General features: G+C 48.0%; 12 protein-coding genes. All 12 read left to right on the top strand.

Features of this window, described 5'->3' with window-relative positions:
• Positions 1-130: 130 nt before the first annotated feature.
• Positions 131-703 carry a long polar fimbria major subunit LpfA-O113 gene (gene lpfA-O113 / locus QZF50_RS03355; protein WP_000827806.1) on the top strand — a complete coding sequence of 191 codons (573 nt, stop codon included), beginning with the start codon at positions 131-133 and terminating at the stop codon, positions 701-703.
• Positions 704-750: 47 nt separating this feature from the next.
• Positions 751-1,482: a long polar fimbrial chaperone LpfB-O113 gene (lpfB-O113, locus tag QZF50_RS03350; protein WP_000088114.1), complete on the top strand. Its 732-nt coding sequence runs from the start codon at positions 751-753 to the stop codon at positions 1,480-1,482.
• A 24-nt stretch (positions 1,483-1,506) separates the two neighbouring features.
• Entirely contained in the window at positions 1,507-4,029 is a 2,523-nt protein-coding gene (lpfC-O113, locus tag QZF50_RS03345; RefSeq protein ID WP_000989215.1) for a long polar fimbrial usher protein LpfC-O113, read from the top strand.
• A gap of 10 nt (positions 4,030-4,039) precedes the next feature.
• Entirely contained in the window at positions 4,040-5,113 is a 1,074-nt protein-coding gene (gene lpfD-O113, locus QZF50_RS03340) for a long polar fimbrial minor subunit LpfD-O113 (protein ID WP_001046032.1), read from the top strand.
• A gap of 247 nt (positions 5,114-5,360) precedes the next feature.
• Positions 5,361-6,401, top strand: a complete 1,041-nt coding sequence (gene pstS, locus QZF50_RS03335; protein WP_000867146.1) for a phosphate ABC transporter substrate-binding protein PstS — start codon at positions 5,361-5,363, stop codon at positions 6,399-6,401.
• An 86-nt stretch (positions 6,402-6,487) separates the two neighbouring features.
• On the top strand, positions 6,488-7,447 hold the full coding sequence (gene pstC / locus QZF50_RS03330; RefSeq protein ID WP_000741620.1) for a phosphate ABC transporter permease PstC: 960 nt from the start codon (positions 6,488-6,490) through the stop codon (positions 7,445-7,447).
• Entirely contained in the window at positions 7,447-8,337 is an 891-nt protein-coding gene (gene pstA / locus QZF50_RS03325; protein ID WP_001251991.1) for a phosphate ABC transporter permease PstA, read from the top strand. The genes pstC and pstA overlap by 1 nt, the downstream gene beginning before the upstream one ends.
• A 90-nt stretch (positions 8,338-8,427) precedes the next feature.
• A complete protein-coding gene (gene pstB / locus QZF50_RS03320) occupies positions 8,428-9,201 on the top strand; it encodes a phosphate ABC transporter ATP-binding protein PstB (protein WP_000063125.1) in 774 nt (257 codons plus the stop codon).
• Between the two features lie 14 nt (positions 9,202-9,215).
• Positions 9,216-9,941 (top strand): phosphate signaling complex protein PhoU, encoded by a 726-nt coding sequence (gene phoU / locus QZF50_RS03315; protein WP_000377786.1) that lies wholly within the window; start codon positions 9,216-9,218, stop codon positions 9,939-9,941.
• Positions 9,942-10,226: 285 nt separating this feature from the next.
• A complete protein-coding gene (bglG, locus tag QZF50_RS03310) occupies positions 10,227-11,063 on the top strand; it encodes a transcriptional antiterminator BglG (protein WP_001295251.1) in 837 nt (278 codons plus the stop codon).
• 133 nt (positions 11,064-11,196) lie between these two features.
• Complete coding sequence (bglF, locus tag QZF50_RS03305) at positions 11,197-13,074, top strand: PTS beta-glucoside transporter subunit IIABC (RefSeq protein ID WP_001493526.1); 1,878 nt, start codon at positions 11,197-11,199, stop codon at positions 13,072-13,074.
• 18 nt (positions 13,075-13,092) lie between these two features.
• On the top strand, positions 13,093-14,487 hold the full coding sequence (gene bglB, locus QZF50_RS03300) for a 6-phospho-beta-glucosidase BglB (protein ID WP_000643248.1): 1,395 nt from the start codon (positions 13,093-13,095) through the stop codon (positions 14,485-14,487).
• The last annotated feature ends 28 nt before the right edge of the window (positions 14,488-14,515 follow it).

Here is a 14,515-nt window from a genome sequence, read left to right as displayed (position 1 = left end):
TTTTTGCGTAATTAATATTATTTTTAGATAAAGCCGTCTCTTTGGTGTACTATTCCTTTGAATCAAAAATACACTTATTAATATAAGTGATGATTCATGGTAAAGGATATATTATATCAATGGAGTTTTTATGAAGCGTAATATTATAGGCGGTGCATTCACTCTGGCATCTCTAATGCTGGCCGGGCATGCACTGGCAGAAGATGGTGTTGTTCACTTCGTCGGTGAAATTGTCGACACTACTTGTGAAGTTACCTCCGATACAGCCGATCAAATTGTCCCACTGGGTAAAGTCAGTAAAAATGCATTTTCAGGTGTAGGTAGTCTGGCGTCGCCACAGAAGTTCAGTATTAAACTTGAAAATTGCCCGGCAACGTACACTCAAGCAGCCGTTCGTTTTGATGGTACAGAAGCGCCTGGCGGCGACGGCGACCTGAAAGTGGGTACGCCGCTTACAGCAGGCAACCCTGGTGATTTTACCGGTACAGGACAAGCGATTGCGGCAACCGGCGTTGGTATTCGTATTTTTAACCAGTCCGATAATTCGCAGGTTAAACTTTATAACGACTCTGCTTATACCGCTATCGATGCTGAAGGCAAGGCTGAAATGAAGTTTATTGCACGCTATGTGGCAACCAATGCGACCGTAACGGCTGGTACGGCGAACGCGGATTCACAATTTACTGTCGAATATAAGAAATAATTTATCAAGGGCCTTTTTATTCAGTTGGCTTTGGCCAGGGAGTCGTTATGTCCAGAAAAAGTTGTTTAATCAGGCTCTTTAAAACAACAGTTTCATGTAAGTTATTTACCGCGATTATACTCAGCGTTTTTTTAGGCCAACCAGCATTAACTTATGCAGGCGTTGTCATTGGTGGTACGCGGGTGGTTTACTTAAGTAATAATGCTGATAAATCTATTTCTGTATTTAGCAAAGAAGAAAAAATACCTTATCTCATCCAGGCTTGGGTAGATCCATTTAATAAAGAGGATAAAAGCAAAGCGCCGTTTACCGTTATTCCGCCAGTATCACGATTAGAACCTTCGCAAGAAAAAATATTACGCATTATTCACACCAAAGGTGTGTCATTGCCTGATGATCGCGAGTCAGTCTTCTGGCTGAATATTAAAAATATTCCGCCATCAGCGAGCAACAAAGCGACGAACTCGCTGGAAATAGCAGTAAAAACGCGTATCAAGCTGTTCTGGCGACCAGCAAATATCCGCCTTATTCCCGAAGATGCTGCGCCGAAAGTGAAATGGCGCCGGGAAGGGCGAAATCTGATAGCAGAGAATCCCAACCCAATTCATATCAGTGTGATGGATGTCATCGTTGATGGCCATGATGTGCCCCTCAATATGATCCGTCCTTTTGAAACGCTCACGTTACCTTTACCTGCTAATTCTGCGGGAGGCCAAATGACCTGGCGATTTATTAATGATTACGGCGCAGTCAGTGACCCGATAAAAATGACGCTGTAAGCAAGGGATAAGGATAGGCGTATTATGATGACGACCAGAATAGTGGTTGGCCTCACGGCAGGGACGTGTCTGATTTTCTCGCAAAACCTGATGGCCGAGGTCAGTGTATTCAATCCGGCGCTTCTGGAAATCGACCATCAATCCGGAGTCGATATTCGCCAGTTTAATCGGGCAAACCTGATGCCCCCAGGTGTTTATAGCGTTGATATTTTTATCAACGGTAAAATGTTTGAACGTCAGGATGTGACATTTGTTCAGGATAATCCAGATGCTGATCTGCACGCTTGCTTTATTGCCATTAAAAAAACACTGTCCTCCTTTGGCATAAAAGTTGATGCGCTCAAATCGTTCAATGATGTGGATGAGACGGTTTGCCTCGATCCTGCTCCACGTATTGAAGGCTCATCCTGGCAGTTTGACAGTGATAAATTGCAGCTGAATATATCCATTCCCCAAATCTACATGGACGCGATGGCTTATGATTACATCAGCCCCACGCGTTGGGATGAGGGGATTAACGCGCTCACCATCAACTACGATTTTTCTGGTTCACATACACTACGTTCAGATTATGGTTCACAAGAGACAGATACCAGTTATCTCAATCTGCGCAATGGACTGAATATTGGACCGTGGCGGCTACGTAATTACAGTACTTTAAACACCAGCGATGGCCGTGCGGAATACAACTCCATTAGTACCTGGATACAGCGCGATATTGCCGCGTTAAGAAGCCAGATTATGATTGGTGATACGTGGACGGCGAGCGATATTTTCGACAGTACGCAAATTCGCGGCGCGCGTTTGTATACTGATAACGATATGCTACCCGCCAGCCAGAATGGCTTTGCTCCTGTGGTTCGTGGGATTGCAAAGTCCAACGCCACCGTCATCATTCGGCAGAATGGCTACGTGATTTATCAGTCTGCCGTTCCACAAGGTGCTTTTGAGATCACCGATCTCAACACCGCCAGTACAGGTGGCGATTTGGACGTAACCATCAAAGAAGAAGACGGTAGCGAACAACGATTCACCCAACCTTATGCTTCATTGGCGATTCTTAAACGTGAAGGTCAGACAGATGTTGATGTCAGCGTGGGTGAATTGCGCGATGAAGACGGATTTACACCGGACGTCCTTCAGGCGCAAATACTTCATGGTTTTTCCCACGGGATCACTTTATATGGAGGTATGCAGGCTGCTGAAAATTATGGTTCTGCAGCTCTGGGTGTCGGTAAAGATCTTGGCGCTTTGGGCGCAATTTCTTTCGATGTGACACATGCTCGTGCGAATTTTAGCCATGATGATACAGAAACGGGTCAGTCATATCGCTTTCTCTATTCAAAACGATTTGACGACACAGACACTAGCTTGCGCCTGGTTGGCTATCGTTACTCCACCGAGGGCTACTATACCCTCAATGAGTGGGCATCGCGGCGCAACAGCCCTGAAGACTTTTGGGAAACAGGTAACCGACGTAGTCGCGTGGAGGGAACGCTAACGCAGTCGTTGGGGAGAGATTATGGCAATTTATACCTGACATTAAGCCGGCAACAATACTGGCATACCGATGATGTCGAACGATTAATGCAATTTGGCTACAGCAGTAGCTGGAAGCGTCTCTCGTGGAACGTCTCCTGGAGTTATTCCAATACTGCCAGACAGGGGACGGGGAACAACCATGCCAGTGATAACACCAGTGAGCAGATCTACATGCTCTCTTTATCTGTTCCTTTATCGGGCTGGTGGGGTAATAGTTACGCCACCTATTCTGTTTCGCAAAACGATAATTCCGGTAGCTCACATCAACTCGGACTCAGCGGTACGGCGCTGGAAAGAAATAACCTTTCATGGAATTTAATGCAGTCCTATAACAGTCATGATGATGAGGTTGGCGGTAATATGTCCCTGACCTATGATGGCTCTTATGGCACGGTGAACGGCAGCTATAACTACAGCCAAAATTCCCAGAGGCTGAATTATGGTATCAGAGGGGGAATTCTGGCACACAGCGAAGGGGTAACGTTAAGTCAGGAGTTAGGTGAAACTATTGCTCTTGTTAAAGCACCTGGGGCCGCCGGGTTAGAAATAGATAATATGCGCGGTGCTGCGACGGACTGGCGCGGCTATACGGTCAAGACACAGCTAAACCCTTATGATGAAAATCGGGTAGCAATCAGCGATAACTATTTCTCGAAGTCGAATATAGAACTTGATAATACCGTCGTTACGATGGTTCCCACGCGTGGTGCAGTGGTTAAAGCGGAGTTTGTGACTCATGTGGGTTATCGCGTTCTCTTCAGAGTGTTAAATGCAAATGGTAAACCGGTACCTTTTGGAGCCATTGCTGCGATACAAGATGCAAGTTTGGCAGATTCAGGAATTGTCGGTGACCGTGGCGAACTTTATCTTTCTGGTCTACCAGAAAAAGGACAGGTTACGTTATCCTGGGGAGAAAACGCCTCAACAAAATGCATCTTCAATTATTCACTTTCGACACCAGAAAGTGAGAGCGGATTAATTGAACAGGGTGTGACATGTCATTAAAAGGATTTTTATGAACAAGTATATCAAACAGTGGTGCTTTGCTGTGTTTATGCTCTCGTTAAGTAGTGTAGCACTTGCAGCTCCTAAAGGTATCTGTACCCCTGATAATGGCGTATTTCACAGTACGCTTGATTTCTCGGGATATCTTATTACCGCGAACGAAAATAAGGTTGGAACGACATTTAACACCACTGTAACTAATGGATCCTCATATCCTGGACGCTGTCATTGTGATACTGGTAACGTAGGAGAATTCCCCTATATCTATTATACGTCAAAAATAAACCAGGCATTAACTTATGCTGGGGTTCACTCTAATATTAATTATTATGATCTTAATCCGAACCTTGATGTTGGGATTGCTATAGATATTCTTGGGGTTGGGTATGTGAATGCACCTTTTGAATATCATGCTAACAACCCGTCTGGTAATACAAAGTACAATTGCAACCGCATTGAACCTTTAAGTATATCTAGTGGGGCTAAAGCGATAGTATATTTTTATATCAAGAAGACATTTGCAGGAAAATTGATTATTCCTGAAACAAAGATAGTGACATTGTATGGAACAATTAGCCGTGACACCCCGGTGGATTACTCACAGCCGATGGCTGATGTTTATATTCGGGGCGATATTACAGCTCCGCAAAGTTGCGAAATAAATAATTTACAGCCAGTTTATTTTGATTTTAAAGAAATACCAGCTGCAGATTTTTCATCTGTTGTTGGAAGTGCGGTAACAACACATAAAATTACTAAAACGGTCACTATTGAGTGTGAAAACCTGGGGATACTGAATACCGATGATATCAGTACGTCTTTTTATGCTACCGAACCCAATACGGACAATTCAATGGTCGTAACTTCAAACTCTAACGTGGGGATAAAAATTTACGACAAAAATAATAAGGAAATCAAAGTGAACGGTGGTGAGTTGCCAACAGACATGGGTAAATCAACAGTGTATGGTGAAAAATCAGGTAGTGTAACTTTTTCAGCTGCTCCTGCGAGCCTTACTGGAGCTCGCCCATCCCCGGGGCAATTTACTGCAACAGCGACGATAACTGTTGAGATTGTGCGCTAATAGGTCTGACAACGATTGTTCATCACATCGTTGTCATCTCACCCATTTCTTTATCACTTTTAAATGCATCATGACAAAAAGATGACATGTGGGATTTTCATCTTCACATTTAAAATCAGTAAGTTATTTGGTAATTCCTTTCTGTCATAAAAATGTCATATTCCTTACATATAACTGTCACCTGTTTGTCCTATTTTGCTTCTCGTAGCCAACAAACAATGCTTTATGAATCCTCCCAGGAGACATTATGAAAGTTATGCGTACCACCGTCGCAACTGTTGTCGCCGCGACCTTATCGATGAGCGCTTTCTCTGTGTTTGCAGAAGCAAGCCTGACAGGTGCAGGTGCAACCTTCCCTGCGCCGGTGTATGCCAAATGGGCTGACACTTACCAGAAAGAAACCGGTAATAAAGTTAACTACCAGGGTATCGGTTCTTCCGGTGGCGTAAAACAGATTATCGCTAATACCGTTGATTTTGGTGCCTCTGACGCGCCGCTGTCTGACGAAAAACTGGCTCAGGAAGGTCTGTTCCAGTTCCCGACCGTGATTGGCGGCGTGGTGCTGGCGGTTAACATTCCAGGGCTGAAGTCTGGCGAACTGGTGCTGGATGGTAAAACCCTCGGCGACATCTACCTGGGCAAAATCAAGAAGTGGGATGATGAAGCCATCGCCAAACTGAATCCGGGTCTGAAACTGCCTTCACAAAACATTGCTGTAGTACGCCGCGCAGATGGCTCCGGGACTTCCTTCGTCTTCACCAGCTACCTGGCGAAAGTGAACGAAGAGTGGAAAAACAACGTTGGTACTGGCTCTACCGTAAAATGGCCGATCGGTCTGGGCGGTAAAGGTAACGACGGTATCGCCGCGTTCGTTCAGCGTCTGCCGGGTGCAATTGGTTATGTTGAATATGCTTACGCGAAGCAGAACAACCTGGCGTACACCAAACTGATCTCCGCTGATGGTAAACCGGTTAGTCCGACCGAAGAAAACTTCGCTAATGCAGCAAAAGGTGCAGACTGGAGCAAAACCTTCGCTCAGGATCTGACCAACCAGAAAGGCGAAGATGCATGGCCTATTACCTCTACCACGTTCATTCTGATCCACAAAGATCAGAAGAAACCAGAACAAGGCACAGAAGTGCTGAAATTCTTCGACTGGGCGTACAAAACCGGGGCTAAACAGGCGAACGACCTGGATTACGCCAGCCTGCCGGATAGTGTAGTTGAACAGGTTCGCGCTGCGTGGAAGACCAATATTAAAGACAGTAGCGGTAAGCCGCTGTACTAATAAAACTCCAGGCCGGGTACGGTGTTTTACGCCGCATCCGGCATTACAAAATGACTTTGTAAACGCGTTTAACTGAAGAGTAACTTATGGCTGCAACCAAGCCTGCTTTTAACCCACCGGGTAAAAAGGGCGACATAATTTTCAGCGTGCTGGTAAAACTGGCGGCGCTGATTGTGCTATTGATGTTGGGTGGCATTATTGTCTCTCTGATCATCTCCTCCTGGCCGAGCATTCAGAAATTTGGTCTGGCTTTCCTATGGACCAAAGAGTGGGATGCACCGAACGATATCTACGGGGCGCTGGTGCCGATCTACGGTACGTTGGTGACTTCGTTTATCGCGCTGCTGATCGCCGTCCCGGTGAGTTTCGGTATCGCCCTGTTCCTGACTGAGCTTGCGCCTGGCTGGCTGAAACGCCCGCTGGGTATCGCCATTGAGCTGCTGGCAGCCATTCCAAGTATCGTTTACGGCATGTGGGGCCTGTTTATCTTTGCGCCGCTGTTCGCCGTTTACTTTCAGGAGCCGGTCGGCAATATCATGTCGAATATCCCGATTGTTGGCGCGCTGTTCTCTGGCCCCGCATTTGGTATCGGTATCCTCGCGGCAGGCGTGATCCTCGCCATCATGATTATTCCGTACATTGCGGCGGTAATGCGTGATGTGTTCGAACAAACCCCGGTGATGATGAAAGAGTCGGCCTACGGTATTGGCTGCACCACCTGGGAAGTTATCTGGCGTATCGTTCTTCCGTTCACCAAAAATGGTGTTATCGGCGGCATCATGCTGGGGCTGGGCCGCGCGCTCGGTGAAACCATGGCGGTGACCTTTATCATCGGTAACACCTACCAGCTCGACAGCGCCTCGCTGTATATGCCGGGCAACAGTATCACCTCTGCGCTGGCGAACGAATTTGCGGAAGCGGAATCCGGTCTGCACGTTGCCGCACTGATGGAACTGGGCCTGATCCTGTTTGTGATTACCTTCATCGTCCTCGCCGCATCGAAGTTTATGATTATGCGCCTGGCTAAGAATGAGGGGGCACGCTAATGGCTATGGTTGAAATGCAAACCACTGCGGCGCTGGCTGAATCTCGCCGCAAAATGCAGGCGCGTCGCCGCCTCAAAAACCGTATTGCGCTGACGCTCTCGATGGCGACGATGGCCTTCGGCCTGTTCTGGCTGATCTGGATTTTAATGTCCACCATCACTCGCGGTATCGACGGTATGTCGCTGGCGCTGTTCACTGAAATGACGCCGCCGCCCAATACGGAAGGTGGTGGTCTGGCGAACGCCCTGGCGGGTAGCGGGCTGTTAATTTTGTGGGCCACGGTATTCGGTACGCCGCTGGGCATTATGGCGGGGATTTATCTGGCGGAATATGGTCGTAAATCCTGGCTGGCAGAAGTGATTCGCTTCATTAACGACATTCTGCTCTCCGCGCCGTCGATTGTGGTTGGTCTGTTTGTCTACACCATCGTGGTGGCACAGATGGAGCACTTCTCCGGCTGGGCGGGCGTAATTGCGCTGGCGCTGTTGCAGGTGCCGATTGTTATCCGCACCACCGAGAACATGCTGAAACTGGTGCCGGACAGCCTGCGTGAAGCGGCTTATGCGCTGGGTACACCGAAGTGGAAGATGATCTCCGCGATTACGCTGAAAGCGTCGGTGTCCGGGATCATGACCGGTATCTTGCTGGCGATTGCCCGTATTGCCGGTGAAACCGCGCCGCTGCTGTTTACCGCGCTCTCCAACCAGTTCTGGAGCACGGACATGATGCAGCCGATCGCCAACCTGCCGGTGACGATCTTTAAGTTTGCGATGAGTCCGTTTGCGGAATGGCAGCAACTGGCCTGGGCCGGGGTATTGATCATTACCCTGTGCGTACTGCTGCTGAACATTCTGGCGCGCGTTGTTTTTGCGAAGAATAAACACGGTTAACACTTTGCCGGATGCGGCGTGAACGCCTGATCCGGCCTACGGTAAGCCTGATTAGCGAAGTGCATCAGGCACGATGAGGAAAAGATTGCAATGAGTATGGTTGAAACTGCCCCGAGTAAAATTCAGGTTCGTAATTTGAACTTCTACTACGGCAAATTCCATGCCCTGAAAAACATCAACCTGGATATCGCTAAAAACCAGGTAACGGCGTTTATCGGGCCGTCCGGCTGCGGTAAATCGACGCTGCTGCGTACCTTCAACAAAATGTTTGAACTGTACCCGGAGCAGCGTGCGGAAGGTGAAATTCTGCTTGATGGCGACAACATCCTGACCAACTCTCAGGATATCGCCCTGCTGCGTGCGAAAGTGGGCATGGTGTTCCAGAAACCGACGCCGTTTCCGATGTCCATCTACGACAACATCGCTTTTGGCGTTCGTCTGTTTGAGAAGCTCTCCCGTGCCGACATGGACGAGCGCGTGCAGTGGGCATTGACCAAAGCCGCATTGTGGAACGAAACCAAAGATAAATTGCACCAGAGCGGTTACTCTCTCTCTGGTGGTCAGCAACAGCGTCTGTGTATTGCGCGTGGTATCGCCATTCGCCCGGAAGTGCTGCTGCTCGACGAACCGTGTTCGGCGCTCGACCCTATCTCTACCGGGCGTATTGAAGAGCTGATCACCGAACTGAAGCAGGATTACACCGTGGTGATCGTCACCCACAACATGCAGCAGGCTGCGCGTTGTTCCGACCACACGGCGTTTATGTACCTGGGCGAATTGATTGAGTTCAGCAACACGGACGATCTGTTCACCAAGCCAGCGAAGAAACAAACAGAAGACTACATCACCGGTCGTTACGGTTGATTCAGGAGTGCGTTATGGACAGTCTCAATCTTAATAAACATATTTCCGGCCAGTTCAACGCCGAACTGGAAAGTATCCGCACGCAGGTGATGACCATGGGCGGCATGGTGGAGCAGCAGCTTTCTGATGCAATCACCGCGATGCATAACCAGGACAGCGATCTGGCGAAGCGCGTGATCGAAGGCGACAAGAACGTCAACATGATGGAAGTGGCGATCGATGAAGCCTGCGTGCGCATTATCGCCAAACGTCAGCCGACGGCGAGCGACCTGCGACTGGTTATGGTGATCAGTAAAACCATTGCCGAGCTGGAGCGTATTGGCGACGTGGCGGACAAAATCTGCCGTACTGCGCTGGAGAAATTCTCCCAGCAGCATCAGCCGTTGCTGGTAAGTCTGGAGTCGCTGGGCCGTCATACCATCCAGATGCTGCACGACGTGCTGGACGCGTTCGCGCGGATGGACATTGACGAAGCGGTACGTATTTATCGTGAAGATAAAAAAGTCGATCAGGAATACGAAGGTATTGTTCGTCAACTGATGACCTACATGATGGAAGATTCGCGTACCATTCCGAGCGTACTTACTGCGCTGTTCTGCGCGCGTTCTATCGAACGTATTGGCGACCGCTGCCAGAATATTTGTGAGTTTATCTTCTACTACGTGAAGGGGCAGGATTTCCGTCATGTAGGCGGTGATGAGCTGGATAAACTGCTGGCGGGAAAAGATAGCGACAAATAATTCACCAGACAAATCCCAATAACTTAATTATTGGGATTTGTTATATATAACTTTATAAATTCCTAAAATTACACAAAGTTAATAACTGCGAGCATGGTCATATTTTTATCAGTAGCGCATTGCTATTTTCTCTGCACGCAATTAAATTAATTTCCGAACCTGGATGTTCGTTATAAAAACCATTAATAAATGACTGGATTGTTACTGCATTCGCAGGCAAAACCTGACATAACCAGAGAATACTGGTGAAGTCGGGTTTTTTTGTTTATAAAAAAGGTCCTTGCTATGAACATGCAAATCACCAAAATTCTCAACAATAATGTTGTGGTGGTTATTGATGATCAACAGCGGGAAAAAGTCGTCATGGGGCGAGGAATTGGCTTTCAAAAACGCGCTGGCGAAAGAATTAACTCAAGTGGAATAGAAAAAGAGTATGCCTTGAGCAGTCATGAACTGAACGGGCGATTAAGCGAACTCTTAAGTCATATTCCTCTTGAGGTGATGGCAACCTGTGATCGTATTATCTCTTTAGCGCAGGAGCGCTTGGGAAAATTACAGGACAGTATTTATATCTCGCTAACTGACCATTGCCAGTTTGCGATTAAACGCTTTCAGCAAAACGTGTTGCTGCCCAACCCGTTGCTGTGGGATATCCAGCGGCTTTACCCGAAAGAGTTCCAGCTAGGGGAAGAAGCGTTAACCATTATTGATAAACGGTTGGGCGTGCAGTTACCGAAAGATGAAGTGGGCTTTATTGCCATGCATCTGGTCAGTGCCCAAATGAGCGGAAATATGGAGGATGTTGCAGGTGTCACGCAGTTAATGCGCGAAATGCTGCAATTAATAAAATTTCAGTTCAGCCTTAATTACCAGGAAGAAAGCTTGAGTTATCAGCGACTGGTTACACATCTGAAGTTTTTATCCTGGCGTATTCTTGAACATGCTTCAATTAACGATAGTGATGAATCATTACAACAAGCAGTAAAACAAAATTACCCGCAAGCATGGCAATGTGCGGAACGGATCGCCATTTTTATTGGTTTGCAGTATCAACGTAAAATTTCACCCGCAGAGATTATGTTTTTAGCCATAAATATAGAGCGCGTGCGCAAAGAACACTGAAATATTATTACTGAGTAAAGGATTGTTACCGCACTAAGCGGGCAAAACCTGAAAAAAATTGCTTGATTCACGTCAGGCCGTTTTTTTCAGGTTTTTTTTTGGAGTTTTGCCGCAAAGCGGTAGAGGGCAAGTTATGACGGAGTTAGCCAGAAAAATAGTCGCAGGAGTCGGGGGCGCAGATAACATTGTGAGTCTGATGCATTGCGCAACGCGATTACGTTTTAAGTTAAAGGATGAAAGCAAAGCGCAAGCTGAGGTACTGAAAAACACCCCCGGTATTATTATGGTGGTGGAAAGCGGTGGCCAGTTTCAGGTGGTCATAGGTAACCATGTGGCCGATGTCTTCCTGGCGGTCAACAGCGTGGCAGGCCTTGGCGAAAAAGCGCAACAGGCACCGGAAAATGATGAGAAAGGTAATCTGCTAAACCGCTTTGTTTATGTTATTTCAGGTATTTTTACGCCTCTGATCGGTTTGATGGCGGCAACCGGGATCCTGAAAGGTATGCTGGCTCTGGCGCTCACTTTTCAGTGGACGACCGAACAAAGTGGTACTTATTTAATTTTATTCAGCGCCAGTGATGCCTTGTTTTGGTTCTTCCCGATAATCCTGGGATACACCGCGGGGAAACGCTTCGGCGGTAATCCATTTACTGCCATGGTGATTGGTGGAGCGTTAGTGCATCCATTAATTCTGACTGCTTTCGAGAACGGGCAAAAAGCGGATGAGCTGGGGCTGGATTTCCTGGGTATTCCGGTCACATTGTTGAATTACTCGTCATCGGTTATTCCCATTATTTTTTCTGCCTGGTTGTGCAGCATTCTGGAACGCCGACTTAATGCGTGGTTACCGTCGGCAATCAAAAATTTCTTCACACCATTGCTATGTCTGATGGTTATCACACCCGTCACCTTTCTGCTGGTGGGGCCGCTATCAACCTGGATAAGCGAACTGATTGCCGCCGGTTATCTCTGGCTTTATCAGGCGGTTCCTGCATTTGCGGGCGCGGTAATGGGCGGCTTCTGGCAAATCTTCGTCATGTTCGGACTGCACTGGGGCCTGGTGCCGCTGTGTATCAATAACTTCACCGTGCTGGGCTACGACACCATGATCCCGCTGTTAATGCCCGCCATTATGGCGCAGGTCGGGGCGGCGCTCGGCGTCTTCCTCTGCGAACGCGATGCGCAGAAAAAAGTGGTGGCGGGATCAGCGGCGTTGACGGGCCTGTTTGGTATCACCGAACCAGCGGTATATGGCGTTAATCTGCCGCGTAAGTACCCCTTTGTTATCGCCTGTATCAGTGGGGCTTTGGGGGCCACCATCATTGGCTACGCGCAAACGAAAGTGTACTCCTTTGGTTTGCCAAGTATTTTCACCTTCATGCAAACCATCCCGTCAACGGGAATTGATTTCACCGTCTGGGCCAGCGTTATTGGCGGTGTCATTGCCATCGGTTGCGCATTTGTCGGTACGGTGATGCTTCATTTCATCACCGCTAAACGTCAGCCAGCGCAGGGTGCCCCGCAAGAGAAAACACCAGAGGTTATTACACCACCTGAGCAGGGCGGTATCTGTTCACCGATGACGGGAGAGATTGTGCCGCTCATTCACGTCGCTGATACCACGTTTGCCAGCGGCCTGTTGGGTAAAGGTGTTGCCATTCTGCCCTCAGTTGGTGAAGTGCACTCTCCGGTGGCGGGTCGAATTGCTTCGTTGTTCGCCACATTACACGCCATCGGCATTGAGTCAGATGATGGTGTGGAGATCCTGATTCATGTCGGTATCGACACCGTAAAACTGGACGGCAAATTCTTTTCCGCTCACGTCAACGTGGGTGACAAGGTCAAAACAGGCGATCGGCTGATTTCTTTTGATATCCCTGCTATTCGCGAGGCCGGATTTGATCTGACGACGCCGGTATTAATCAGTAATAGCGATGATTTTACGGACGTATTACCCCACGGCACGGCGCAGATAAGCGCAGGTGAACCGCTGTTATCCATCATTCGCTAACGATAAAAGGAGTTAATTATGAAAGCATTTCCAGAAACATTTCTTTGGGGTGGCGCAACAGCTGCCAATCAGGTGGAAGGTGCCTGGCAGGAAGATGGCAAAGGGATCACGACCTCAGATTTACAGCCTCATGGCGTAATGGGAAAAATGGAACCGCGCATCCTGGGGAAAGAGAATATCAAAGATGTCGCCATCGATTTTTATCACCGTTACCCGGAAGATATCGCGTTATTTGCCGAGATGGGCTTCACCTGTCTGCGTATTTCCATTGCCTGGGCGCGAATTTTCCCTCAGGGCGACGAAGCCGAACCGAATGAAGCGGGGTTAGCGTTTTACGATCGGCTGTTTGATGAAATGGCGCAGGCGGGGATCAAGCCGCTGGTAACGTTATCCCATTACGAAATGCCATATGGGCTGGTGAAAAACTACGGCGGTTGGGCTAATCGGGCGGTCATCGATCACTTCGAGCATTACGCCCGCACGGTCTTTACCCGCTACCAACATAAAGTAGCGTTATGGCTGACGTTTAATGAAATCAATATGTCGTTACACGCGCCATTCACGGGCGTGGGGCTGGCAGAAGAGAGTGGCGAGGCGGAAGTTTATCAGGCGATCCATCATCAACTGGTTGCCAGTGCGCGGGCAGTTAAAGCCTGTCATAGCCTGATCCCCGAAGCGAAAATCGGCAATATGCTTCTCGGCGGGCTGGTTTACCCCCTCACCTGCCAGCCACAGGATATGTTGCAGGCCATGGAAGAGAACCGGCGCTGGATGTTCTTTGGTGATGTTCAGGCGCGTGGTCAGTATCCCGGCTATATGCAGCGTTTCTTCCGCGACCACAATATCACCATTGAGATGACTGAAAGTGACGCAGAAGATTTAAAACATACCGTAGATTTCATCTCTTTTAGTTATTACATGACTGGTTGTGTTTCCCACGACGAAAGCATTAATAAAAATGCGCAGGGCAACATACTGAATATGATCCCCAATCCGCATCTGAAAAGTTCAGAGTGGGGGTGGCAAATTGATCCGGTTGGATTACGGGTTCTGTTAAATACGCTTTGGGATCGTTATCAAAAACCGTTATTTATTGTCGAGAACGGATTAGGCGCAAAAGACAGCGTTGAAGCGGATGGTTCGATACAGGACGATTATCGAATTGCCTATTTAAACGATCACCTGGTACAGGTAAATGAAGCGATTGCCGATGGTGTGGATATTATGGGGTACACCAGTTGGGGGCCAATTGATTTAGTCAGTGCATCTCATTCACAAATGTCTAAGCGCTACGGCTTTATTTATGTGGATCGTGATGATAATGGCGAAGGAAGCCTCACAAGAACGCGTAAGAAAAGCTTCGGATGGTATGCAGAAGTGATCAAAACGCGGGGGCTGTCATTAAAAAAATAACCAATAAAGCACCTTAATTATCGTCGCA

The organism is uncultured Escherichia sp., from assembly GCF_948475835.1.
Lineage (GTDB): Bacteria > Pseudomonadota > Gammaproteobacteria > Enterobacterales > Enterobacteriaceae > ECMA0423.
This window is presented reverse-complemented; position numbering and strand designations above follow the sequence as displayed.